Genomic DNA, 21,294 nt, shown 5'->3' with positions numbered 1-21,294 from the left:
CTACTCCCGGTCCAGCGGCTCCGCGGGCACGCCGGCGACGGTCTCTCCCTCCTGAACGTCCTCGGTCACCAGCGAGTTCGCTGCGACCTGCGCGTCGTCGCCGATCTCGACGCCCGGCAGCACGATCGCGCCCGCGCCGATCATCGCCCGGTCGCCGACGACCACGTCGCCGAGGCGGTACTCCTCCTGCAGGAACTCGTGACAGAGCAGCGTCGCGTCGTAGCCGACGATGGCGTCCTCGCCCAGCGTGATGCGCTCGGGCCAGAACACGTCCGGCGTGGCTTCCAGCCCCCACGAGACCCCTTCGCCCACGTCGGCGCCGAGCCGCCGGAGCAGCCAGTTCTTCAGCCGGAGGCTGGGGGAGATCCGGATCAGCCAGACCGCGACGTAGTTCAGCGCTACCCGCAGCGGGGATTTGGCGTCGGGCCAGTGGCGGAGGGAGTTCCGCGGGCCGGGGGTGGCGTGGCGGTCCAGCCGATCGAACCGCGTGTCGTCGCTCATGGACGGGGTTGGTCGGGGGGAGACAAAACGACAGGGGACGCTCTCGGGGTGTCGTCACTCGGACCGCGAGCGCGGCCGCTACTCGGTGTGATAAACGCAGAAATCCGCAGCGAAGAACCGACTTACAGGCGGGTCAGGTTCGTCGCGCGGGGGCCCTTGTCGGCCTGTTCGATGTCAAACTCAACTTCCTGGCCTTCCTCGAGGTCCGGGCCGCCCACGTCTTCCATGTGGAAGAAGACGTCTTCGTCCGCGTCCTCAGTCTCGATGAAACCGTAACCGCCCGTGTCGTTGAAGAAATCAACCGTTCCAGTCGCCATTGCAACCGAAGCAACGCCCCGCTCTCGGATAACCCTTTCGAGAGCGTGACCCGCACGATCGCCGGTTCGCCGCCCACAAACGCTTAAGTTCGGCCGCTCACAACCGCCGGGCGAGATGGGGACCAAGAGCAAGACGATCTCCTTCCGCGTCGACGAGGACGCGTTCGAGGCGCTGCGGGAGATCGCGGAGGAACGGGAGCTCTCGCTGTCGGCGGTGTTCCGGGACTACGTCGACACGCTCGTCGCTCACGACGGGCAGGTGGATCTCGTCCCCGCCGATCGCGAGGCCGAGGACGAGGAGAGCTTCCCGCCGACGGTGGAGGTATCGAAGAGCTTCATCCGCGAGCACGAGCGGCTGGAGCTGGAGGCCGACCACCTGCGCGAGCAGCTGGAGGAGCACAAACGCTACATCGACTACCTGCGCGAGCAGGCCGACGAGGCCGAAGAGGTCGTCAAGCTGGAGGATCTCGACGGCGACGAGAACACGTACCAGATCGGTTAGCCCGAGAGTTCCTGTTTCGCTTCGCGAGCACGCCGTGCGGCTTCTCGGTCCCCTTCGACTTCCGCCAGCGATTCGACGGCTTCCAGCCGCCGGATCGAGCTGTCGAGGAAGGAGAGCACGTCGCCCGAGTAGGCGTACAGCATGTACTCCGCGGACATCGTGTCGACGATCGCGTCGGGACCCAGTCCTTGCGCGCGGAGTTCGAGCAGGTACTGGATGAACTTCTCCTCGGGGTGGCCGCAGTAGGGGTTGTTGTCGCAGTCGCAGTCGAGGAAGTCCTCCGCGAAGTCGAGCACCTTCTCGCGGGTCGCCTCGTCGAGCTTCTCGATGCCGTCACCGGTAAAGAGAAGATCCAGCGTCGCCCCCTTGAACGCGCCCTTGGGGATCGAGCGCTCCAACTGGGAGGCGATCTGCCGGTGGTTCTTCACGTAGATCTTGTCGGTGATCGCCACTACCGACGGCTACGCGAGTCGGCGGCAAAAGCCTCTCGCTCCCCTGCGGCGGCGTGTCACGGGGCCGGGAATGTCGTAACGTATTTCCCTGAAACCGTGGTAGGAATCGGTGTGTCCGGGCTGGGGTAGTGGTATCCTTCAGCCTTGTGGGGGCTGAGACGCGGGTTCAATTCCCGCGCCCGGACCTCGTTGTCTCCGAGCAACTACGCGAGGAGACACGAGTCCATCGGTAAGGGATTGAACCCTGCCAGTCGCGCGCAGCGAACGGAGTGAGCGAGCACGTCTGGCTCCGGTTCAATTCCCGCGCCCGGACCTTCTGGCTGCGAACGAACGTGAGCAGCCGAAGGTCCGTCAGTAAGGGAATTGAATCAGGGAGTGGAGCGAGCGTAGCGAGCGGAACGACCGTGGTTCAATTCCCGCGCCCTCGTTCGCTGGCTTCTATCCAGTGGATAGTGACGACTGTTCGGGGGACAGCAACAGCCTCTCGATGCTTGACTACTTGTGACCGCAGTGCGCCGAACACGAGGTTCGTCATCAGAAATCGGAGATTTCTGATTGGCAGACGAGAGCCTGCGGCTCTCGTCGACGGCGCAGCGCCGAGTCCCCACCCCTCCCCCCGCGGCCGTCGACCGTCGACGGCCGCGAGGCGTCCACCGCCCCGCGACCGCACCACTGTGGCTGTCGGCGCGGGGCGCTCGCGGCTCCGTCCGCGAGCGAGCGCGAGGGATGAGCGAGTGAGCGGAGCGAACAAGCGAATCGGCTGGGGTGGTGTGCGGGCTGTGCGGGGCGGTGCGGTCGCAAGTGGCCAACGATCGAACTGCTGTTGCTGTACCATCCCTCGATGAAGAAACCACGATCCCAACCAAGAGTACCGACGACTGACCTCCACCAAAACCCACCGAAAACGCCGCTTACCGCCCGAACGGCGAGAGGTTCGGCCCCATCGTCTCGCTCGGGGCGGCGCCGCTCTGCTGGATGATGTCGAACGCGGTCATCAGGTCCGTCCGGGAGATGATCCCGCAGAGCTCGCCGTCGGCGTCGACGACGGGCAGGCGCCCGACGCCGTGCTCCTGCATCGTCTGGAACGCCGCCATCGCCTCCGTGTCGGGCGTCGCGGTGTACACGTCGGTCGACATCACGTCGTCGACGCGCATCGCGTCGCGTTCGACCTCGTCGACCGACTGGGCGTCCGACAGCGTCACCATGCCGACGAGTTCGCCGTTCTCGACCACCGGGTAGCCGGTGTGGCGCTCGCGAAACATCCGGCCCATCAGGTCGGCGATACTGTCGTCCGGGCTGACGGTGTGGAGCTCCGCGGTCATCACGTCGCCGACGGTGACGCCCTGGAACGCCGCCTTGAGCACGGTCTGCTGGGCCTCGCCCGCCGCGCCGATGTAGATGAAGAAGGCGAGCGCGACCAGCAGCAGGTTCGGGCCGCTGAACAGGCCGAGCAGCCCCAGCAGCAGCGCGAACCCTTTCCCGACCTCCGCGGCGATCTGGGTCGCGCGGGCGTGGGTCCGCGTCCGGGCGAGCAGCGCCCGCAGCACGCGCCCGCCGTCCATCGGGAACCCCGGAAGCATGTTGAACACGGCGAGGGTGACGTTCGCGACCATCAGGTAGCCCAGCAGGAACGTCGCGATCGGCTGCCCGCCGCCGGCGACGAGTGAGAAGCCGGCGTACCCCAGCGCGCCCAGCGCGACGCTGACGATCGGCCCCGCGACGGCGACTTGGAACTCGATCTTCCAGTCCTCGGGCATCTCGGCGAACTGTGCGACGCCGCCGAGCAGCCAGAGCGTGATCGAGTCGATCTCGTAGCCGTAGTACATCGCGACCGCCGAGTGGCCCAGCTCGTGGAGCAACACGCACGTGAACAGGCCGATCGCCGCCGCGGCGCCGAGCGCGAACGGCGTGTACCCCTGTGTCAACACGCCGGTCTCGATCCCGGCGCCGAACGTGGGGTTGAACACCTCCTCGACCAGCGTCGTCACGTCGCTCCCGATCAGGTAGGCGAACACCGGCAGGATCAGCAGGAACGTGGCGTCGAGCTTGATCGGGATGCCGAAGATGCTCCCGAGACGGATTCCTCGCATACAGACCGGTTCGGGCGACGGAGTGAAAAAGGCGGTCGCCGCGGCCCGTGCCGTCACGGTTTAGCGCCCCGACGCCGAACGACCGGTATGGTCGATCACGTCGTGAAACGCAGCGAGGAGATCGAGTACGAGCCCGTCGATGCCGCCGAGGGGCTGCAGAAAGGCGTCCTGCTCGACGAGAGCGACGGCGCGCCGAACTTCGCGATCCGGCGGTTCGAACTCGACGCCGGCGCCGCGGTCCCCGAGCACACGAACGCGGTCGAACACGAGCAGTACGTGCTCGCGGGCGAGTACGTCGTCGGGATCGAGGACGAGGAGTACACCGTTTCGGCCGGCGACTCGCTGTTGATCCCCGCCGGCGCGGTCCACTGGTACCGGAACGACAGCGACCGCCCCGGCGCGTTCCTCTGTGCGGTGCCCAACGGCGACGACACGATCGAACTGGTCGAGTAACGCCGCGGGCAGTTTCTGCCCTGCTTGGACGACGGTCGGCGCTCAGTCGCTCGCGACCACGGCGTCGACGCTCCGCTTGCCGGTAGGTCGGCGCGTGATCGTCGTCGTACAGTCCGGGCAGGAGAGCGCGATCCGCTCGCCGAGCTCGGTGGTCGTCGCCGATTCGTCCCAGTCGCCGTCCGGCGGGCTCTCGTGCCCGCAGACGGAGCAGAACAGCGTCGCCTTCGTGCGTGCGGAGGGGGTCATTACCGGAGGGTAGCCGTTCGGGAGTGGTAAACCCTCCGTGAGGCTGTGTTACACCCGCATGCGCCGAATTCCCGTGCCACTGCTTCGCGCCGACCGCATGGCTGAAGTACCCGTTTCGCGTACGCCCACTCGTGTCTCAGCAGGTCGCCCGCGTCGACACCCTGTTCCTCCACGAGTCCGGCGACGACTACCGCGTCGTCGTCCTCCGTGACGGCTCACGGGTGTTCCGCGGCACGCTCGAACTCAAGGAGACCGACGCCGGCCCCCGCCCCCGTCGGTTCCTGCAGTCCGACGACGACGGCGGCGAGCCGATGCGCCCGGAGGAGTTCGTCGAACTCGCCCGCCGCGCCGAACGCATCCGCATCTCCGAGCAGACCTCTCCCGCGGGCCGCGAGCGCCTGCAGGCGATGCTCGACGGCTACCAGCTCGAAGCGCTCGTGGTCCGCACCTGTCGGTACTGCGCCAACGCCGGCCGCTACTCCCCGATCACCGAGGAGACCGCGATCTCCGCGGACCGGGACTACATCTGTCAGGACTGCGCCGTCGAGGAGCTCGAACGCGAACTCGCGTACAAGGGGCAGTTCACCGGCGCCGCACAGGAGCGGCTGGAGGAGCTCCTGCTGGAGGTGGGCGATCTCGACCGCATCACCGACCTCCTCCAAGGGGAGCTCGACCCCGACCTCACGAAGTTCGACACGATCTCCGCCACCACCGACGAGGTCGACCCCTACCCGACGAGCGACCTCGATCTCCACCCGAAACTGCAGTCGATGATCGAGGACCGCTTCGACAGCCTCCTCCCGGTTCAGAGTCTCGCCGTCGAGAACGGGCTGTTCGACGGCGACGATCAGCTCGTCGTCTCCGCGACGGCGACGGGGAAGACCCTCGTCGGCGAGCTCGCCGGCGTCGACCGCGCGCTGAAGGGCGGGGGGAAGCTGCTCTTCCTCGTCCCGCTGGTCGCGCTCGCGAACCAGAAACACGAGGACTTCCAGGACCGCTACGGCGACATCCTCGACGTGACCCTGCGAGTGGGCGGCTCCCGGGTGACCGACTCCGGCGCCCAGTTCGACCCCAACGCCGACGTGATCGTCGGCACCTACGAGGGGATCGACCACGGCCTCCGGACCGGCAAGGACATGGGCGACATCGGGACGGTCGTCATCGACGAGGTCCACAGCCTGAAGGAGGGCGAACGCGGCCACCGCCTCGACGGAATGATCTCCCGGCTCAAACACTACTGCGAGCAGCGCGCGAAGGATCGGTCGGAGTACGACGGCGCGCAGTACGTGTATCTCTCCGCGACGGTCGGCAACCCCGAGTGGCTGGCCGAACAGCTCCGCGCGACGCTGATCGAGTTCGAGGAGCGGCCCGTGCCGATCGAGCGCCACGTCACGTTCGCCGACGGCCGCGAGAAGCTCCGGATCGAGGACCGGCTCGTCAGGCGGGAGTTCGACAGCAAGTCCTCGAAGGGGTACCGCGGGCAGACGATCATCTTCACCAACTCCCGGCGGCGCTGTCACGAGATCTCCCGGAAGCTGGAGTACGACTCCGCGCCGTACCACGCCGGGCTCGACTACGGCCGGCGCAAGCAGGTCGAGCGCCAGTTCGGCGATCAGGAGCTCGCGGCGGTCGTCACCACCGCCGCGCTGGCCGCGGGCGTGGACTTCCCCGCCTCGCAGGTGGTGTTCGACTCGCTCGCGATGGGGATCGAGTGGCTCTCGGTGCAGGAGTTCTCCCAGATGCTCGGCCGCGCGGGTCGCCCCGACTACCACGATCAGGGGAAGGTGTACCTGCTGGTCGAACCGGACTGCAGCTACCACGCCTCGATGGAGGCCACCGAGGACGAGATCGCGTTCAAGCTGCTCAAGGGGGAGATGGAGGACGTCTCGACCGTGTACGACGAGAACGCCGCCGCCGAGGAGACTTTGGCGAACATCGCCGTCGCGGGCAAACTCGCGAAGCGACTCAACGACCGCATGATCGGCGACGTGCCCACCAAACACGCCGTCGGCAAGCTGCTGGAGTGGGAGTTCATCGACGGCTTCGAAGCCACACCGCTCGGGCGAGCCGTCACGAGTCACTTCCTCTCGCCCGACGACGCGTTCCTGATCCTCGAGGGGATCCGCGAAGGGAAGAGCCCCTACGAGCAGGTGGCGACGCTCGAACTCGCCGAACAGGAGCTGTAGCGAAATCGACTTCTCCCCGCGCGTTCCCGGCTCTCACATGACGACCGACGAGGTGCCCGAGGAGCCGACCGACGACGAGTCCGAAGCGATGGACGACGACGAAGCCATGGCGCTGGGGATGGGTCTCGGCGTCGCGCTCGGCGCGGCGATCGGCCTGTCGCTGGAGAACCTCGCGATCGGGATGGGGATCGGCATCGCGCTGGGCGCCGCTTTCGGCGCCGCGTTCGCCGACCGGGACTGATCGACGGGAACCCGCACCCTTTTGCCGAGCGGCGGCAACCACACCTCCGTGGCAGCGATCACGCCCGGAGTCGTCGTCGTCGCCCTGATCGTGCTGGCGGCGCTGGTGCTGTTCGCGACGGAGCCCGTCCCCGTCGACATCACCGCGCTGGGGGTGATGGTGACGCTGATGCTGGTCGAGCCCGTCACCGGGCTGCTCGCCGACGCCGGCGTCCTCGCGGGGCAGGTGACGATGATCACGCCCGAGCAGGGGCTCTCCGGCTTCGCCAGCCCCGCGACGATCACCGTGCTCGCGATGTTCATCCTCAGCGAGGGCGTCCGCCGGACGGGGATCGTCCAGACGCTCGGGGAGTACATCGGCCGGATCACCGGCGACAGCGAGACGAAACAGCTGAGCGCGATCGTCGGGATCGTCTCGCCGGTGTCGGGCTTCATCAACAACACCGCCGCGGTCGCGATCCTGCTCCCGATGGTGACCGACGTGGCCAACCGCGGCAACACCTCACCCTCGAAGCTCCTGCTCCCGCTGTCGTACGCCTCGATGTTCGGCGGGACGCTCACGCTGATCGGCACCTCGACCAACGTGCTCGCGAGCGACGTGGCCGCGCGGCTGGCTGCGGCGCCGGAGTACGCCAACACCGACCTCCACGAGCTCGGGATGTTCGAGTTCACGGGGCTGGGCGTCGTGGTGATGCTGGTCGGCATCGCCTACCTGCTGACCGTCGGTCGCTGGCTCACCCCTGCCCGGATCGAGCCCACCGACGACCTGACCAAGGAGTTCGGCGTCGGCGACTACCTCACGGAAGTGACCGTCCGGGAGGACTCCCCGCTCGTCGGCCGGAAAGTCAGGAACGCGCTGGCCGAGGGCGATCTCGACGTGGACCTGCTCCAGCTCATCCGCGGGGAGGAGGTGTTCCTCGAACCGCTCGGCCCAAAGCAGATTCAGGCCGGCGACACGTTCACGCTCCGGACCGACCGCGACACGCTGCTCTCGCTGCTCGACCTCGAAGGGCTGGATCTGGTGGACGTGCCCGTCGACGAGGCCGAACTCGAACAGGCCGAGGCGGGCCAGAACCTCGTCGAGGTCGTTGTCGCCCCGGGCTCGCCGCTGGTCGGCGAGTCGCTGACCTCGATCGGCTTCCGGCAGCGCTACAACGCGACCGTGCTCGCGCTCCGCCGGGGGCGTGAGGTCGTGCGCCGCCGGATGGACGAGGTGCCGCTGAAAGTCGGCGACACGCTGCTGGTGCAGGCGCCGACGGAGACGATCGAGCGGATCGACGGCGGCCGGGAGTTCATCCTGATCGGGGAGGTCGAACACCACGACTACCGCGAGGAGAAGACCGGGCTCGCGATCGGCATCGTCGCCGCCGTCGTCGCGCTCGCGGGGCTGGGGATCCTCCCCATCGTCGTCTCCGCGCTGGCGGGCTCGCTCGCGATGGTCGTCACGCGCTGTCTCGACCCCGGGGAGATCTACGAGGCGGTGCAGTGGGACGTGATCCTCCTGCTGGCGGGCGTGATCCCGCTGGGGATCGCGCTCGAACGCACCGGCGCCGCCTCGCTGCTCGCGGAGGGGGTCGTCGCGTCCTCGGCGGCGCTCCCTGTGATCGGCGTGCTCGCGGTGTTCTACCTACTCACCGCGCTGCTGACCAACGTGATCAGCAACAACGCCAGCGTCGTGCTGATGATCCCCGTCGCCGTCGAGACCGCACAGGCCGTCGACGCCAGCGCGACTGCGTTCCTGTTCGCGGTGATGTTCGCGGCGAGCACGGCGTTCATGACGCCGGTGGGGTATCAGACGAACCTGTTCGTCTACGGCCCCGGTGGCTACCGGTTTACGGACTACGTCCGGGTGGGCGGCCCGCTCCAACTGCTGCTGATGGGCGTGACGACGCTCGGGATCGCGACGATGTTCGGCATCCCGATCGCGATCTGACCCCGAAACCCTTTAGCGCGAGTGTCGTGGAGTTGGGGGTACGGGACCGTGGGTTAGCCTGGTATACTTCGGGCCTTGGGTGCCCGTGACCCCGGTTCGAATCCGGGCGGTCCCACTTTTCGCAGCGGTGAACGAACAACGCAGCGACGCGAGCCGTTGGGCGGCGACGCTACCGCTCGGCCAGCATCCGCACCACGATCTGGAGCACGTGGACGAACACCCCGGCGACGGCGACGTACAGCCCCACGGACTGCATCGCCGGCCGCCCGCGACTCTCCCGGACCTGCCACATCTCGTAGCCCAGTCGCAGCAGGAACCCGGCGAAGATCAGTGCGAACGCGGCGACGCCGACGACGGGGACGAACGTCGCGAGCAGGAGCGCCCCCAGCCCCCCGAGGAACGCGTACGTCGCCCAGCGGCCGTAGTGGTCGAACTGCGTGTCCGAGCGCAGGTAGACGTACGCGCCGATCAGCGCCGTCATCGCGACGACGACGACGCCGGTGATCGCCAGCGCGGTGATCCGCACCCCCTCCGAGAGGAAGGAGAGCACGCCGCCGCCGAACGCGCCGAAGGCGAGTTCGAGCACGATGACGCCGGCCATCGCCAGCCCCATCGAGTCGTTCTCGAAGCCGCGCTCGGCGACCATCTGCCCGCCCGTGATCAGCGCGCCGTAGATCAGCGCGCCGACGATCGGGATCGAGAACACGATCCGATTGACCTGTGCGACCGGCGTCGCCGCCGCGACGTACATCACCAACACGTTGAGGAGCATCAGCCCCGTCGCGCCGCCGACGACGCCCCACTCGCGGGCCGACAGCAGGAACCCCCGCTCGGTCGTGGTCTCGTAGCTCATACCCTCGACAAGCGCCAGCGCACCGAAAAGCGTTGTCGCCGGCGTCCCGCCCGTTCGCTCCGCCCCGATCCTCTTGTAGCAGGGCGAACCAGCCCGTGTATGCCCGCCACGAACCGATCCACGAAACCGCACGCAAGCGGCGCGTTCCCACCCCAACGGCAACGCTTAACCGTCGGCTGTGCTACCCACCGCTACGAATGAGTGCCATCGACGACGTCCACGAGGAACTCGACGCGGACGTCTCCGCCGAGGAGTTCGAGGAGATGGTGGCGGAGAAAGTCGAGGAGATGGGTGGCCTCGCTGACGACGAGACGGCGGCGATGCTGGTCGCCCACGAGCTCGAGGACGAGGGCGGCGAGGTCGAGAGCGTCGCGGACATCGAGCCCGGCATGGACGACGTGAAGTTCGTCGCGAAGCTGGTCTCCATCGGCGAGAAGCGCACGTTCGAGCGCGACGGCGACCAGCCCGACGGGCAGGTCGTCAACACCGAGGTCGCCGACGAGTCCGGGCGGATCCGGCTCTCGCTGTGGGACGAGATGGCCGAGTCCGCGCTCGACGAGCTGGAGGAGGGCGACGTGCTCCGGATCGCCGGCCGGCCGAAGGAGGGGTACAACGGCGTCGAGGTCTCCGCCGACAAGGCCGAGATCGAGCCCGACGTGGAGATCGACGTGTCGCTGACCGATAGCTACTCCATCGAGGACCTCTCGATGGGGCTCTCGGACGTGACCGTGGTCGGGAAGCTGCTCGACGTCGACGACCAGTACCGGACGTTCGACCGCGACGACGGCTCCGAGGGCCGCGTCGGCAACGTTGCCATCGGCGACGAGACGGGCCGCATCCGGGTGACGCTCTGGGACGACGCGACCGAGCTGCTCGACGAGCTCGAGGCCGGCGAAGTCGTCGAAGTCGTCGAGGGCTCCGTCCGGGACAACGACGGCGACCTCGAACTCCACGTCGGATCGCGGGGGACGATCGAGGAAGTCGACGAGGACGTGGAGTACGTCCCCGAGACGACGGAGATCGACGACGTGGAGATGGGCGACACCGTCGACATCGCGGGCGCGGTGATCGAGACCGACGACAAGCGCACGTTCGACCGCGACGACGGCTCCGAGGGGCAGGTCCGGAACGTCCGCGTCCGGGACGACACCGGCGACATCCGGGTCGCGCTCTGGGGGGAGAAAGCCGACCGCGACATCACGCTCGCCGACCGCGTCGCGTTCACCGACGTGGAGATTCAGGACGGCTGGCAGGACGAGCTCGAAGCCTCCGCCGGCTGGCAGTCCACCGTCTCGATCCTCGACGGCGAGGCCGACGTGGCAGGCGCCGACGCGGGCGACGACGAGAAGACGCCCCCCGCGGCCGATCAGGGCGGCCTCTCGGCGTTCGGCGAGGACGGCGACGGGGCGGACGAACTCCGCGACGACGAGAGCACCGCGGGGGACGGCGAGGAAGTCGAGTTCACGGGCACGGTGGTCCAGTCAGGCAGCCCGGTCGTCGTCGACAACGGCGAGGAGACACGCAGCGTCGAGACGAGCGAGAGCGTCCAGCTCGGCGAGGAGGTCACGGTCCGCGGCGTCGAGCACGACGGCCGCATCGACGCCGACGAGCTACTCTGAGCCGCTCCGAGGCTGTACCGCCTGAACCGGGAAGGACACACTTAGGTTTCGCCCGTTACACTCGCTGACCGATGGATCGTTCCTCGCTCCCCGACGCCCTCCGCCGGACCGACGACACCGTCCGGGCCGTGCTCGTCGTCGTCGCCGCCGGGTTGGTCGCCCGGCTGCTGTTCCTCGGCCAGCGCGTCGCTCACTTCGACGAGGGACGCGTGGCGTACTGGGCGCTCCACTACCTCGAGACGGGTGAGATCAGCTACCGCTACATCGTCCACGGGCCGCTCGCACAGTACGCCGATGCGTGGGTGTTCGCGGTGCTCGGCCCGACCGACTTCTCGATGCGGCTGTTCGTCGCCGTCGTCGGCGCGCTGCTGCCGCTCTCCGCGCTGCTGTTCCGCCAGCGCCTGCGCGACACGGAGACGGTGATCGTCGCCGCCCTGCTCGCGTTCAACCCGATCCTGCTCTACTACTCGCGGTTCTACCGGAGCACGCTGCTGGTCGCGGCGTTCATGTTCGTCGCGTTCGGCTTCGGCCTCCGCGCGGTGGACGACGCCCGGCCACGGCTGCTCTACCCCGCCTTCGCGTTCGGCGCGCTCGGCTTCGCGGCCAAGGAGAACGCGCTCGTCTATCTGATGTGCTGGGCCGGCGCGGGCGCGCTCCTGCTCGACTTCTCGCTGATGCACCCCCGGAACTACGACTCCGGGATCGGCGCCGTCGCCGCCCGCGTCGAGCCGTACGTCGCCGCACTGCGTGACCCCGAGCGCTCGACCGACGCCGCCGTCTGGACGGTCCTGACGGCGCTCACGCTGCTGGTGCTGGGCTACGCGGCGCTGTCGGGATGGCCCACGACCGCGATGGTGGCGGCGCTGGTGCTGCTGGTCTCGCTGACGATGCTCGTCGACGTGGTTCGCCCGGACGGGCGTGCGATCCGGTGGGGCGGCGCGCTGCTGGGCAGTCTCGGGCTGTTCCTCCTGATCTCGCTGTTCTTCTACGCCCCGCGAACCGTCGGCGCGGGCGTCGGCCTCTGGGACGCCGTGTTCGACCCCCTTCGCTTCCCCGCGCTGCTCGACGCGACGTGGGGTGACATCCGCCCCGGGCTGGAGTACTGGTTCGGCGGGAGCGTCGAGCCGAAATGCGGCAAGGAGACGATCGTCGGCGGGTACGTCTGCTTCCTGAAGGACACGGCCGGGGTGCTCGCGAACTACGCGATCGTCGTCGTGCCGTTCGCGGCGCTGGGGTTCGTCGTCGCGCGCTACGCGGGCGACCGTCCGCGCTCGCTGGTGATGTTCACGGGCTACTGGGGGTTCGTCAGCATCCTCGGCTACCCGCTGGCGACGGACATCCGCGCGGGCTGGATCATGGTGAACGCGATCGTCCCGCTGGTGATCCCGGCCGCCGTCGCGCTGGGGCTGGTGGTCCGCTGGGGCTGGCAGTCGCTCGCCGCGGAGGACCGCGTCGGCACCGTGCTGACGGTTGCGCTGCTGCTGCTCGTCACCGGGGCGATGCTCGTCCCGGCCGCCTCGGCGTCGTACGTCAACCCCACCGCCGACGACAACGAGCTCGTGCAGTACGCCCAGCCCCAGCAGGAGTTCCGGGAGACGTTCGACGACATCGGCGCGATCGCGCCCACACACGAGGGGACTGACATGCTCGTTTACGGCGAGGAGCTGGTCGTCGAGCCCGGCACCGGCGGCGGGATGGCGCCGGAGTGTCTCAACCTCGGCCACGCGCTCCCCTTGCACTGGTACATCGCGGCCGACGACGTGAATCAGCAGTGTGCGTACAACGAGACCGCGCTCCAGTCACAGATCGAGGCGGACAGTCCGGCGGTCGTGATCGCCCACGTCGACCACGACGAGACGGTCGATGAGGCGCTCGACGACGACTACGAGCGCCGCCAGCACCACCTCCGGACGATCGGCCGGGAGGTCGTCGTGTACATCGACGAGGCGGCGCTGGCGGAGGCGGAACAGTGACCGACGAAACGCCGGCGACGGCGGCCGACGCGCTGCGTGCCGGCGTCGCCGCCCACAACGTCGGCGAGTACGACATCGCCCGAGCCATCTGGGCGGGCGAGACCCCGATGGCTCCCGAGACCGACGCCGACGATTCGTTTCGAACGGGGCTCGCGGCGTTCGCGACGGCCGTTCTCGACGCGCGCCGCGGGAGGTGGACCGCCGCCCTCGCTGCGGCAGAGGAGGCCGACTCCGAACTCGCTGACTACGACCCGAGCGATCACACTGGCGTCGATCTCACGTCGGTCGAGCGCTGGCTGGCAGCGTTCCGCGCCGATCCAGAGCTCGTCGAGCGGTCGCCGCCGCCGCGTCTCTCTATCGACGGGGAACAGCCCACGCCCGGGGAGCTACCCCTCTCGGCGGCTGCGCTGGTCGCCGTCGCCGTCGCGACCGGTATCGGCGACGACCCCGAGGTCGTGGTCGACGCCGTCCGGTACGCCCGCGAGAGCGATCAGCCGGAGAGCACGCGCTACGCGACGTTCGTGCGGGACTACGCGGACGCCGACGCGAGTCAGCGATCCATCGTTTTCGAACGGCTCTCGTCGATGGTCCAGCGAGAGCGCCGGAAGGAGGACGACGTTTCGGGGCTGTTCTAGTCGACGATCTCGACGGGATCACCGACAGCGAGGCGCTGTCCGCGGTCGGACTCCGGCACTCGCGCGATCAGCATCAGCGTGTAGAAGTGGTCGAACGCCGCCTCGTCGGCCCACTCGGGGAACGTCTCCTCGCGCTTCTCGACGAACCGCTGCCGGAACTCGGGGGTCGGCTCCCCCGTCTCGGGGTCGCGTTCGGGCACGACACAGCGAGCGCAGGGAGTCACACCCTCGATCCGGACGCCGCCGACCTCGAACGCGGGGGCGTCGTCGCCGACGAAGCGGTCCTCCCAGAACGCCGGCACGCCCGAGATTTCGAGGTTCGCGCGCAAGCGCTGGCGCGCCCCCTCGACGGTCAGGTCGTCGAACCACGAGGCGACGGCCTCCAGCGTGGCGGTGCTGATCACCGACGGCCCCATCCCCCGCCGGTCGACGAACCCCCGCGACGCGTCGCGCCGGAGGGTGAGATCGGCGTCGAAGAACTCGGCGAACCACGCCCCGGCTGCCCCGCGCTCGTCGTCGAGGTCGAACTCCCGGTGCTCCCCGTCGGCGGTTTCGACGGTCAGCGTCGTCGTTCCGGGGTCGTACGCGGTGTCGAGCTCGTGGAACCGGTCGCTGTGCTTGGCGTTGAACACGCCGTTGTCGTGGGGGTTGCCGTCGATGCGGTCGCTCTCGGACGCGGCATCGGCGTCGAACAGCGCGAACTCGCGATCGCCCGCGAGCGTGCCGCCGTCGAGAACCTCGCTGGACTCGACCTCGGTGGCGTCGAGCCCCTTCACCGGGTAGATCCGGACGCGTTCGAGTCTGGACACGGCCGAGAGTAGCCGCCCGCGGACATAGATGTTCGTCCCCGCCCATGTTCGTCTCCGTGTTTAACTGTCGGCAGTCCGTACCGTTCGGCATGGTCTCTACCGGCGATTCGGCACCAGTGTTCACGGCGACGAAGGGGACGAGCGACCACGAGGCGTTCGACCTCGACGACCACCTCGGCGACGGGCCGGTCGTGCTCGCGTTCTTCCCCGGCGCGTTCACGCCGCCCTGCACCAACGAGATGGTCGCGCTACAGGAGCGCATCGGCGAGTTCGAGGCCGCCGGCGCGACGGTGTTCGGCGTCAGCGCCGACTCGCCGTTCTCCCAGGGGGCGTTCCGTGAGGAGCACGGCATCGAGTTCGACCTCGTGAGCGACATGGCCGGCGAGGCGATCCGGGCGTACGGGCTGGAGATGGACATCCCCGATCTCGGCCTCTACGGCATCGCGAACCGCGCGGTGTTCGTGCTGGACGACGACGGGACGGTGACGTACTCGTGGGTCGCCGACGACCCGACGAACGAGCCGCCGTACGACGACCTGCTCGCGGCGGTCGAGGACGCGTAGCTACGCGGCTGTCGGCCTCTCGGGCCGGTAGCGGGGCTTTCGCCCGCTCGATGCGGGAGTGATGAACAACTCATTAGTGTCGCTCGTCGCTAAAAACCGGTAGCGTGGTCCGCTCCGGCTCCCGCGGCGTTTCGTCCGTCATCGCGACGATCCTGCTGGTCGCCGTCGTCGTCGTCCTCGCCGCGACGGTGTCGGTGTTTGTGTTTGGGGTCGCCGACGACGTCGACGAGGCTGCCCCCACAGTCGCTCAATCGAGCGGGGAGCTCGTCACTCAGGAGGGGAACGACGGCGGGATCGTCCGACTCACCCACGAGGGCGGCGACTCCCTCGCCGTCTCGAACCTCGAGATCGTCGTGGACGCACGGAAGGCCTGCGGGAAAACTGGACGGTTAGTGAACCTCCCGGCGGAGGGTGGTGATCCACGACCGACTGACGAGTACGTCCGCGGCGACGACGTGTTCGACAACTCCTACAACTCGGTTGGCGGACCGATCGGCGAAGCCGGCGGGGTATGGGAAGTCGGAGGGACGTCGACGTTCCGGCTCGCCAAGAGCGAATGCCCGCTGGATCGCGGCGACTCGATAACGGTTCACGTCGTCCACACGCCGACGGACTCGATCGTGATCGAGCAAACGATGACCGCGAGATAACGAGACCTCAGAACTCATTCGGTCCCGTCGCCGTCTTTCGGTTCGCCCTCGAACGTGTACTCGGCGGAGTTGTCGACGGGCTCGTACCCCAGCACCTCCCTCGCGCGCTCGATGGAGTAGTACTTCCGGTCGTTGTCCGAGATCCCGTAGACGATCTCGTAGCCGTACTCTGCCTCCAGACAGCGCCGGAACAGGCGGGCGCAGTCGCGGTGGGAGAGCCACATCGCCTGCCCGCGTTCGTACTCCCGCGGGGGGTGGCCCTCGGTGAGGTTGCCGATCCGGACGCAGACCACGTCGAGGTCGGCGTGATCGTGGTAGTAACGGCCGAGCGTCTCGCCGCTGGCCTTCGAGACGCCGTAGAGGTTCGACGGTCGCGGGAGCTCCGTCCCGTCGAGGCGGTACTCGTGGTCGGTCCGGTACAGCTCCGGCGTGCGCTCGTCGGTTTCGTAGGCGCCGACGGCGTGGTTGGAGGAGGCGAAAGCGACCTTCTTGACGCCGGCGTCGACGGCCGCGGAGAACACGGTCTGAGCGCCGTCGATGTTGTTCGCGAGCACCGAGTCCCACGGCGCGTCGGGCCGGGGGTCGCCCGCGAGGTGGATCACCGCGCCACAGCCCGCGACGGCATCCGCGACGGCGTGCTCGTCGGTCACGTCGGCGACGATCGACGCCGACTCGGGGACGCCGTGGCGTCGCGCTTCGGGGATCGGCTCCCGGTCGAGCAGCCGCCAGTCGTACTCGTCGGCGAGCCGCGAGAGGATCGCCTGCCCCACGCGGCCGCCGGCACCCGTCAGCAGCACCGGGTCGTCCATTCGGGTGGATATGTGGATACCGAGGGTAAATACGGTGCGGTCCGGGGTCGGTTGGTATCCGCGGCGACGGGCAGCCGCGGTGGTCGGTCGGCCTCCCTCCCGAGAGGCGCCGTCAGTCCTCGCGCTCGTCGACCGCCGTTTCGAGGTCGTCGAGCCGGTCCTCGATCCGGTCCAGTCGATCGCCGTACTCGTCGGTCGCGGCCTCGATCCGCGTATCGATCAGGTGGGTGAGCCAGACGTAGCCGAGGGCGACGGCGAAGAAGGCGGTGAGCACTGCCGCGCCGAGCAGGTCGACCATGCCCGCCACGACTGCCCGATCGGGGAAAGCTCTCCCGACACCGCTTTCCACCGGCCGGCCGCACGTCCGCTCATGTCCGACGCGCCCACCGACGCCCAGCAGGCCTGCTTCGAGGCCGGCATCAAGTTCGGCTCGCTCTACCACCAGTTCGCCGGCACGCCCGTCTCGCCGGCCAGCACCCGCAGCCTCGAAACCGCAATCGAGGAGGCGATCGAGAATCAGCCCTACTGCGACTCCGTCGCCGTCGAGATCCTCGACGACCGCGTCGCCGACGCGATCGACCACGACGAGGGGTACGCCGAGCTCACGGGCAGCCTGATGGAGGTCGAGATGCGGATCGACTACGAGGGAACCGAGGTTCGGACCCGGATGGCGATGGAGGACGGCTACCCGCGGATGAAGCTGGTCTCGATCGAGGACTGAGACGGCGGCCCCGACCGCCGGAACGGCGCGGTGAAACTGGTCGCCGGGATCCGGCTGAACCGCGTTCTGAACCGATATCTCCCGTCGTTTCAGTTCCGCTCCGTGGCGACCTTTTTACCGCCCCGGTGTGCAAACTACCCGCATGAGTCAGACCACGTTCGACGAGGACGACCTGTTCGGCGAGGCGGCCGAGGAGATGCGCGGCGAGGTCGAGCGCCACCTCGCCGACGCCCGCGAGTCGCTCCCGGCCGCCGACGCGATCTGGGAGGTCGACGCGGACAACGCGCTCGGCGTGCTCAACGGCCTCAAGTCCGCGCTGGACACCGCCGACGCCGCCGACCACCTCCGGGCGGCGAAGAAGCAGTACGTGATGGGCGAGCGCGCCGACGCGTTCGAGGACGCCGACGATCTCGAAGACGAGATCGACGACTTGGAGGATCTCATCGAGGATGTTCAGGACGCCCACGAGGACGTGGGCGACCTCGCCGGCGCGCTGCCGGAACTGCGCTCCGAACTACAGGACGCCGCGGAGGCGGGCGACGAGGAAGACGAGGACGACGAGTAGCTACGACCGCTCCCGAACCGCTTCGAGCAGGTCGACCAGCGCCGCCGTCGCGAGCTCCTCCAGCTCCGCCCCCCGTTCGGCGTCGCCCGCCGCCGGATCGCCGACCACGCCGTTCTCGCTGAACTCGTCGCTGTCGACCGCGAGGTTCACCCCCGACACCCAGTCGCCCCAGCGCTCGCTTCCGCCCTCGCGGGCCTCGTCGATGCGGTCCTCGTGGACGAGTTCGGGGCGGTCGTGTCGCAGGAACGCGGTCTCCAGCGGGCCGGCGTGGCCCATGTCGCTGCTGTGCTCGCCGACCGCCTCGAACCAAGTGAACGGGGCGACGCGGGCCACCCCGTCCCGGGTGAGCCGCGCGGCGACCTCCCGGAGCGCGTCAGTGTTCCCGCCGTGACCGTTGACCAACACGACCGCGTCCGGGCCGTCGCCGGCGGCGAGGCTCTCGACGGTCTCGCGGACGTACGCGCGGAACGTGTCCGGCGACACCCAGAGCGTCCCGTCGAACGCGCGGTGTTCCTCGCTGATCCCGACCGGCACCGTCGGCGCGACGAGGACGGGCTCGTCCGTCTCCGTCTCGTAGGCGTCGGCGCCGGCCTCGGCGACGGTTTCGGCGGTGAACGCGTCGGTACCCAGCGGGGCGTGCGGGCCGTGGCCCTCGGTCGAGCCGACCGGGAGCACGGCGAGATCGGCGTCGGCGTCGCGAACGTCGGTCCAGGTGGCGTCGGCGAGGCGCATACGCGGTGCCTCGGGTGGGCGGCGCTTGTAGGCTGTGGGTCGACAATGCGAACCTGTGTCACGAGAAAGAAGATTCAAGACCGCGCACCGTCAACTGAACTCCATGAAGTTCTTCTCGTCACGGGAAGCCCGTTGGCGAGTGGTCCTCGCGACCCTCCTCCTCGGCGCCGGGTTCGTCGCCCTCTATCTCGGGCTGCAGCGCTACGCGCCGTTCGTCTTCGACACGGAGGCGCTGCGGCTCTGGATCGACCAGTTCGGCGTGTTCGCTCCGCTCGTGTTCGTGCTCGTGCAGGCGACGCAGGTCGTCGTCGCCCCTATCCCCGGACAGATCGTGGCCCTCGTCGCCGGCTACCTCTTCGGCGCGGTCGCCGGGACCGTGTACAGCCTCGTCGGCGTGCTGATCGGGAGCGCCATCGCGTTCAGCCTCGCGAAGCGGTACGGCCGTCCGTTCGTCGAGAGCGCGCTCCACGAGGACATCCTCACGCGGTTCGACGGGTTCGTCGAGCGGGTCGGGATCCCGGGGCTCATCGTGTTCGTCCTCATCCCCGGCCTCCCGGACGACGCGATCTGCTTTCTGAGCGGGCTCACGACCTGGCGTCTGCGAACGTTCATGGCGGTCATCGCCGTCGGCCGCTTACCCGCCTACGTCATCACGGTGTACGCCGGCGGCGAACTGGCGGACGGACAGTTCCTCTCGGGTGCGGTGCTGATCGGTATGGTGATCTCGCTCTCGCTGCTCGGCTACTACAACCAGGACCGTGTCCGGCGGTTCGTCGAACGACTCGAACCACGGATCCCGTTCTGAGCCCCGGCGCCGTCAGGGTTCGGACCGCTCCCTCTCCGGGTCGCCGGCGCCGATATCGCCCAGCGCGCTCTCGGCCTCGCTCGACTCCCCGAACCCCGCGGAGAGCACGCGAGTCAGCGCCTGTTCGACGTTCTCCTCGGTCTCCTCGTAGTCGTCGGGGTCGACCTCCACGACGAACCCGGTGGTGATGTTCGGCGCCGTCGGGAGGAACAGCACGTCCCGGCCGTCGGCGGTCGTCTGCCCGGTTTTGAACGCGGTCATCCGCATTCCGTCCCAGGGCTCCAGCTTCACTGGCTGTTGCAGATCGCTCGCGCCCGAGACGGCGGTCTCGACCGCCAGCTTGGAGGCGTTGTACAGCACGCGAACGCCGGGGACGCGGTTCACCACGTCGTCGAACAGCCCCTCGGCGATCCGGCCCATCTGCGTGCGCATCAGGTAGCCGGCCGCCAGCGTGACCGAGAGGAACAGCCCGAGCGTCAGCCCCAGCTCGATCGCCATCGCCGCCGCCTCGACGGTGATCGGCCGCGGCACCAGATCCACCGGGATACTGTCGGGCGGGACGTTCAGCGGCAGGCCGAGCAGGTGACCGATCAGCCACCGCAGCACCAACAACAACACCACGACCGGGAGGACGACGATCAGGCCGCTGGCGAAGTCGCGCTTCCACCGGGTCATTCACTCGAACGTGTCGCCCGGAGAAGTAAAGCCGTACCGCTACCCGTTCAGGGTCGCGCTTCGCGGTTACCCGCTCACGATTGCGTCACGCGGTCACCCGCTCACGATTGCGTCACGCGGTTACCCGCTCACGATTGCCCGCAGCGCGAACAGCGCGTTCTCCTTGCGCTCGCGCACACGGCGGTAGAAGTACGAGAGCCACTTGTCGCCGTAGGGCGCGTACTGCCAGACTTCCTCGCCCTCGGCGGCGAGCTCGCGCTGGGCGTCGCCGCGGACCCCCATCAGCATCTGGATCTCGAACTCCCGGCCGTACTCCTCCCGGAGATCGCGGGCGTAGTCGATCATCTGCGGGTCGTGGCTGCCGACGGCGACCTCTCCCTCGTACTCCGCGAACAGCGTCTCCAGGTCCTCGCGGTAGCGTTCGTTCACCTCCGACTTCTCGGTGTAGGCGATCGACTCCGGCTCGTCGTAGGCCCCCTTGACCAGTCGGATCTTGCCGGGCACGTCCGCCAGTCGCTCGAGATCGTCGGCCGTCCGTCTGAGGTTCGACTGCACGCACTGCCCGACGCCGCCGTCGAACTCCCGGGCGAGCTCTTCGAAGGCGTCCAGCGTCACGTCGGTCGTGTCGGCGTCCTCCATGTCACACCAGACGAACACGCCGGCGTCCTGTGCGGCCTCGACGATCGAGCGGAAGTTCGACGTGAACACGCCGTCGCCGATGTCGATGCCCAGCTGTGAGGGTTTGACCGAGATGCAGGCATCGACGTCGCTGTCGGCGATGTCGCGCACCAGCGCCCGGTAGGCTTTCGTGTCCGCGGCGGCGTTCTCGGGCTCCTCGTAGTGTTCGCCGAGGAGGTTCAGAATGACGTTCACGCCGTCGTCGTTCGTGCGCGCGGCGTGATCGAGTGCGGCCGCCGGGCTCTCACCCGCGACGAAGTTGCTGGCGATCGGGGGTATCACACCCC

At 68.6% G+C, this 21,294-nt stretch carries 25 protein-coding genes and 2 tRNA genes; 15 read left to right on the top strand and 12 right to left on the bottom strand.

Features of this window, described 5'->3' with window-relative positions:
* Window positions 1-501, bottom strand: a complete 501-nt coding sequence (locus tag ACQUSM_RS08260; RefSeq protein ID WP_435117601.1) for an acyltransferase — start codon at window positions 499-501, stop codon at window positions 1-3.
* Between the two features lie 122 nt (window positions 502-623).
* A complete protein-coding gene (locus tag ACQUSM_RS08255) occupies window positions 624-818 on the bottom strand; it encodes a cold-shock protein (protein ID WP_049981782.1) in 195 nt (64 codons plus the stop codon).
* Window positions 819-933: 115 nt separating this feature from the next.
* Here ACQUSM_RS08255 and ACQUSM_RS08250 point away from each other — a divergent pair, with 115 nt between their 5' ends.
* Window positions 934-1,320 (top strand): ribbon-helix-helix protein, CopG family, encoded by a 387-nt coding sequence (locus ACQUSM_RS08250; RefSeq protein WP_435117599.1) that lies wholly within the window; start codon window positions 934-936, stop codon window positions 1,318-1,320.
* Here the strand turns inward: ACQUSM_RS08250 and ACQUSM_RS08245 are convergent.
* The gene (locus ACQUSM_RS08245) at window positions 1,317-1,772 is read right to left on the bottom strand and encodes a DUF5814 domain-containing protein (RefSeq protein ID WP_053947179.1); all 456 of its coding nucleotides are present in this window, start codon (window positions 1,770-1,772) and stop codon (window positions 1,317-1,319) included. The genes ACQUSM_RS08250 and ACQUSM_RS08245 overlap by 4 nt on opposite strands.
* A 114-nt stretch (window positions 1,773-1,886) precedes the next feature.
* On the opposite strand from ACQUSM_RS08245, the gene ACQUSM_RS08240 reads away from it, so the two are divergent.
* Window positions 1,887-1,957, top strand: a tRNA-His gene (locus ACQUSM_RS08240).
* 726 nt (window positions 1,958-2,683) lie between these two features.
* Here the strand turns inward: ACQUSM_RS08240 and ACQUSM_RS08235 are convergent.
* Window positions 2,684-3,862, bottom strand: coding sequence for a CBS domain-containing protein (locus tag ACQUSM_RS08235; RefSeq protein WP_435117596.1), 1,179 nt, complete (start codon window positions 3,860-3,862; stop codon window positions 2,684-2,686).
* Between the two features lie 87 nt (window positions 3,863-3,949).
* On the opposite strand from ACQUSM_RS08235, the gene ACQUSM_RS08230 reads away from it, so the two are divergent.
* Window positions 3,950-4,315, top strand: a complete 366-nt coding sequence (locus ACQUSM_RS08230) for a cupin domain-containing protein (protein WP_435117594.1) — start codon at window positions 3,950-3,952, stop codon at window positions 4,313-4,315.
* A gap of 42 nt (window positions 4,316-4,357) precedes the next feature.
* On the opposite strand, the gene ACQUSM_RS08225 is transcribed toward ACQUSM_RS08230, so the two are convergent.
* Window positions 4,358-4,561 carry a hypothetical protein gene (locus ACQUSM_RS08225; protein ID WP_435117592.1) on the bottom strand — a complete coding sequence of 68 codons (204 nt, stop codon included), beginning with the start codon at window positions 4,559-4,561 and terminating at the stop codon, window positions 4,358-4,360.
* Window positions 4,562-4,692: 131 nt separating this feature from the next.
* Between ACQUSM_RS08225 and ACQUSM_RS08220 the strand changes: the two genes are divergently transcribed.
* The 4 genes from ACQUSM_RS08220 (at window position 4,693) to ACQUSM_RS08205 (ending at window position 9,035) form a co-directional block, all read left to right on the top strand.
* Window positions 4,693-6,747 (top strand): DEAD/DEAH box helicase, encoded by a 2,055-nt coding sequence (locus ACQUSM_RS08220; protein WP_435117590.1) that lies wholly within the window; start codon window positions 4,693-4,695, stop codon window positions 6,745-6,747.
* A 37-nt stretch (window positions 6,748-6,784) separates the two neighbouring features.
* Window positions 6,785-6,988: a hypothetical protein gene (locus ACQUSM_RS08215; protein ID WP_435117588.1), complete on the top strand. Its 204-nt coding sequence runs from the start codon at window positions 6,785-6,787 to the stop codon at window positions 6,986-6,988.
* A 48-nt stretch (window positions 6,989-7,036) separates the two neighbouring features.
* Entirely contained in the window at window positions 7,037-8,920 is a 1,884-nt protein-coding gene (locus tag ACQUSM_RS08210; RefSeq protein ID WP_435117586.1) for an SLC13 family permease, read from the top strand.
* Window positions 8,921-8,962: 42 nt separating this feature from the next.
* Window positions 8,963-9,035, top strand: a tRNA-Pro gene (locus ACQUSM_RS08205).
* A 54-nt stretch (window positions 9,036-9,089) separates the two neighbouring features.
* Here the strand turns inward: ACQUSM_RS08205 and ACQUSM_RS08200 are convergent.
* The gene (locus tag ACQUSM_RS08200; RefSeq protein WP_435117584.1) at window positions 9,090-9,773 is read right to left on the bottom strand and encodes a hypothetical protein; all 684 of its coding nucleotides are present in this window, start codon (window positions 9,771-9,773) and stop codon (window positions 9,090-9,092) included.
* Between the two features lie 197 nt (window positions 9,774-9,970).
* Here ACQUSM_RS08200 and ACQUSM_RS08195 point away from each other — a divergent pair, with 197 nt between their 5' ends.
* From ACQUSM_RS08195 to ACQUSM_RS08185, 3 genes are all read left to right on the top strand, one after another.
* Window positions 9,971-11,392: a single-stranded DNA binding protein gene (locus tag ACQUSM_RS08195; protein ID WP_435117582.1), complete on the top strand. Its 1,422-nt coding sequence runs from the start codon at window positions 9,971-9,973 to the stop codon at window positions 11,390-11,392.
* Between the two features lie 71 nt (window positions 11,393-11,463).
* The gene (locus tag ACQUSM_RS08190) at window positions 11,464-13,365 is read left to right on the top strand and encodes a flippase activity-associated protein Agl23 (RefSeq protein WP_435117580.1); all 1,902 of its coding nucleotides are present in this window, start codon (window positions 11,464-11,466) and stop codon (window positions 13,363-13,365) included.
* The gene (locus ACQUSM_RS08185) at window positions 13,362-14,000 is read left to right on the top strand and encodes a DUF309 domain-containing protein (protein WP_435117578.1); all 639 of its coding nucleotides are present in this window, start codon (window positions 13,362-13,364) and stop codon (window positions 13,998-14,000) included. Before ACQUSM_RS08190 ends, ACQUSM_RS08185 begins: the two co-directional genes overlap by 4 nt.
* Here the strand turns inward: ACQUSM_RS08185 and ACQUSM_RS08180 are convergent.
* Window positions 13,997-14,809, bottom strand: coding sequence for an MOSC domain-containing protein (locus ACQUSM_RS08180; protein WP_435117576.1), 813 nt, complete (start codon window positions 14,807-14,809; stop codon window positions 13,997-13,999). The genes ACQUSM_RS08185 and ACQUSM_RS08180 overlap by 4 nt on opposite strands.
* Before the next feature lie 89 nt (window positions 14,810-14,898).
* On the opposite strand from ACQUSM_RS08180, the gene ACQUSM_RS08175 reads away from it, so the two are divergent.
* Window positions 14,899-15,372 (top strand): redoxin domain-containing protein, encoded by a 474-nt coding sequence (locus ACQUSM_RS08175; RefSeq protein WP_435117574.1) that lies wholly within the window; start codon window positions 14,899-14,901, stop codon window positions 15,370-15,372.
* 104 nt (window positions 15,373-15,476) lie between these two features.
* Window positions 15,477-16,022: a type IV pilin gene (locus tag ACQUSM_RS08170; RefSeq protein WP_435117572.1), complete on the top strand. Its 546-nt coding sequence runs from the start codon at window positions 15,477-15,479 to the stop codon at window positions 16,020-16,022.
* A 14-nt stretch (window positions 16,023-16,036) separates the two neighbouring features.
* Here ACQUSM_RS08170 and azf read toward each other — a convergent pair whose 3' ends face one another.
* The gene (gene azf, locus ACQUSM_RS08165) at window positions 16,037-16,831 is read right to left on the bottom strand and encodes an NAD-dependent glucose-6-phosphate dehydrogenase Azf (protein ID WP_435117570.1); all 795 of its coding nucleotides are present in this window, start codon (window positions 16,829-16,831) and stop codon (window positions 16,037-16,039) included.
* 112 nt (window positions 16,832-16,943) lie between these two features.
* A complete protein-coding gene (locus ACQUSM_RS08160; RefSeq protein ID WP_435117568.1) occupies window positions 16,944-17,129 on the bottom strand; it encodes a hypothetical protein in 186 nt (61 codons plus the stop codon).
* Window positions 17,130-17,201: 72 nt separating this feature from the next.
* Between ACQUSM_RS08160 and ACQUSM_RS08155 the strand changes: the two genes are divergently transcribed.
* Window positions 17,202-17,552 carry a dihydroneopterin aldolase family protein gene (locus ACQUSM_RS08155; protein WP_435117565.1) on the top strand — a complete coding sequence of 117 codons (351 nt, stop codon included), beginning with the start codon at window positions 17,202-17,204 and terminating at the stop codon, window positions 17,550-17,552.
* Window positions 17,553-17,694: 142 nt separating this feature from the next.
* Window positions 17,695-18,117 carry a DUF5790 family protein gene (locus ACQUSM_RS08150; RefSeq protein ID WP_435117563.1) on the top strand — a complete coding sequence of 141 codons (423 nt, stop codon included), beginning with the start codon at window positions 17,695-17,697 and terminating at the stop codon, window positions 18,115-18,117.
* Here the strand turns inward: ACQUSM_RS08150 and ACQUSM_RS08145 are convergent, their stop codons facing one another.
* Complete coding sequence (locus ACQUSM_RS08145; protein ID WP_435117561.1) at window positions 18,118-18,849, bottom strand: creatininase family protein; 732 nt, start codon at window positions 18,847-18,849, stop codon at window positions 18,118-18,120.
* Window positions 18,850-18,952: 103 nt separating this feature from the next.
* Between ACQUSM_RS08145 and ACQUSM_RS08140 the strand changes: the two genes are divergently transcribed.
* Window positions 18,953-19,654 carry a TVP38/TMEM64 family protein gene (locus ACQUSM_RS08140; RefSeq protein WP_435117559.1) on the top strand — a complete coding sequence of 234 codons (702 nt, stop codon included), beginning with the start codon at window positions 18,953-18,955 and terminating at the stop codon, window positions 19,652-19,654.
* A gap of 12 nt (window positions 19,655-19,666) precedes the next feature.
* On the opposite strand, the gene ACQUSM_RS08135 is transcribed toward ACQUSM_RS08140, so the two are convergent.
* Complete coding sequence (locus tag ACQUSM_RS08135) at window positions 19,667-20,329, bottom strand: DUF502 domain-containing protein (RefSeq protein ID WP_435117557.1); 663 nt, start codon at window positions 20,327-20,329, stop codon at window positions 19,667-19,669.
* A 120-nt stretch (window positions 20,330-20,449) separates the two neighbouring features.
* The gene (locus ACQUSM_RS08130; RefSeq protein WP_435117555.1) at window positions 20,450-21,289 is read right to left on the bottom strand and encodes a proline dehydrogenase family protein; all 840 of its coding nucleotides are present in this window, start codon (window positions 21,287-21,289) and stop codon (window positions 20,450-20,452) included.
* Window positions 21,290-21,294: the final 5 nt, after the last annotated feature.

The sequence above is a fragment of the Halolamina sp. C58 genome (assembly GCF_051195095.1).
In the GTDB taxonomy this organism is placed as follows: domain Archaea; phylum Halobacteriota; class Halobacteria; order Halobacteriales; family Haloferacaceae; genus Halolamina.
The sequence above is the reverse complement of the archived record's forward strand: the minus strand, read 5'-3'. Positions and strand labels throughout refer to the sequence as shown.

Coding starts and splice junctions, on each gene's coding strand:
- ACQUSM_RS08250 (WP_435117599.1), top strand. CDS start 934: ATGGGGACCAAGAGCAAGACGATCTCCTTCCGCGTCGACGAGGACGCG.
- ACQUSM_RS08135 (WP_435117557.1), bottom strand. CDS start 20,329: ATGACCCGGTGGAAGCGCGACTTCGCCAGCGGCCTGATCGTCGTCCTC.
- ACQUSM_RS08150 (WP_435117563.1), top strand. CDS start 17,695: ATGAGTCAGACCACGTTCGACGAGGACGACCTGTTCGGCGAGGCGGCC.
- ACQUSM_RS08195 (WP_435117582.1), top strand. CDS start 9,971: ATGAGTGCCATCGACGACGTCCACGAGGAACTCGACGCGGACGTCTCC.
- ACQUSM_RS08160 (WP_435117568.1), bottom strand. CDS start 17,129: ATGGTCGACCTGCTCGGCGCGGCAGTGCTCACCGCCTTCTTCGCCGTC.
- ACQUSM_RS08260 (WP_435117601.1), bottom strand. CDS start 501: ATGAGCGACGACACGCGGTTCGATCGGCTGGACCGCCACGCCACCCCC.
- ACQUSM_RS08255 (WP_049981782.1), bottom strand. CDS start 818: ATGGCGACTGGAACGGTTGATTTCTTCAACGACACGGGCGGTTACGGT.
- ACQUSM_RS08155 (WP_435117565.1), top strand. CDS start 17,202: ATGTCCGACGCGCCCACCGACGCCCAGCAGGCCTGCTTCGAGGCCGGC.
- ACQUSM_RS08145 (WP_435117561.1), bottom strand. CDS start 18,849: ATGCGCCTCGCCGACGCCACCTGGACCGACGTTCGCGACGCCGACGCC.
- ACQUSM_RS08200 (WP_435117584.1), bottom strand. CDS start 9,773: ATGAGCTACGAGACCACGACCGAGCGGGGGTTCCTGCTGTCGGCCCGC.
- ACQUSM_RS08215 (WP_435117588.1), top strand. CDS start 6,785: ATGACGACCGACGAGGTGCCCGAGGAGCCGACCGACGACGAGTCCGAA.
- ACQUSM_RS08175 (WP_435117574.1), top strand. CDS start 14,899: ATGGTCTCTACCGGCGATTCGGCACCAGTGTTCACGGCGACGAAGGGG.
- azf (WP_435117570.1), bottom strand. CDS start 16,831: ATGGACGACCCGGTGCTGCTGACGGGTGCCGGCGGCCGCGTGGGGCAG.
- ACQUSM_RS08230 (WP_435117594.1), top strand. CDS start 3,950: ATGGTCGATCACGTCGTGAAACGCAGCGAGGAGATCGAGTACGAGCCC.
- ACQUSM_RS08190 (WP_435117580.1), top strand. CDS start 11,464: ATGGATCGTTCCTCGCTCCCCGACGCCCTCCGCCGGACCGACGACACC.
- ACQUSM_RS08225 (WP_435117592.1), bottom strand. CDS start 4,561: ATGACCCCCTCCGCACGCACGAAGGCGACGCTGTTCTGCTCCGTCTGC.
- ACQUSM_RS08140 (WP_435117559.1), top strand. CDS start 18,953: ATGAAGTTCTTCTCGTCACGGGAAGCCCGTTGGCGAGTGGTCCTCGCG.
- ACQUSM_RS08235 (WP_435117596.1), bottom strand. CDS start 3,862: ATGCGAGGAATCCGTCTCGGGAGCATCTTCGGCATCCCGATCAAGCTC.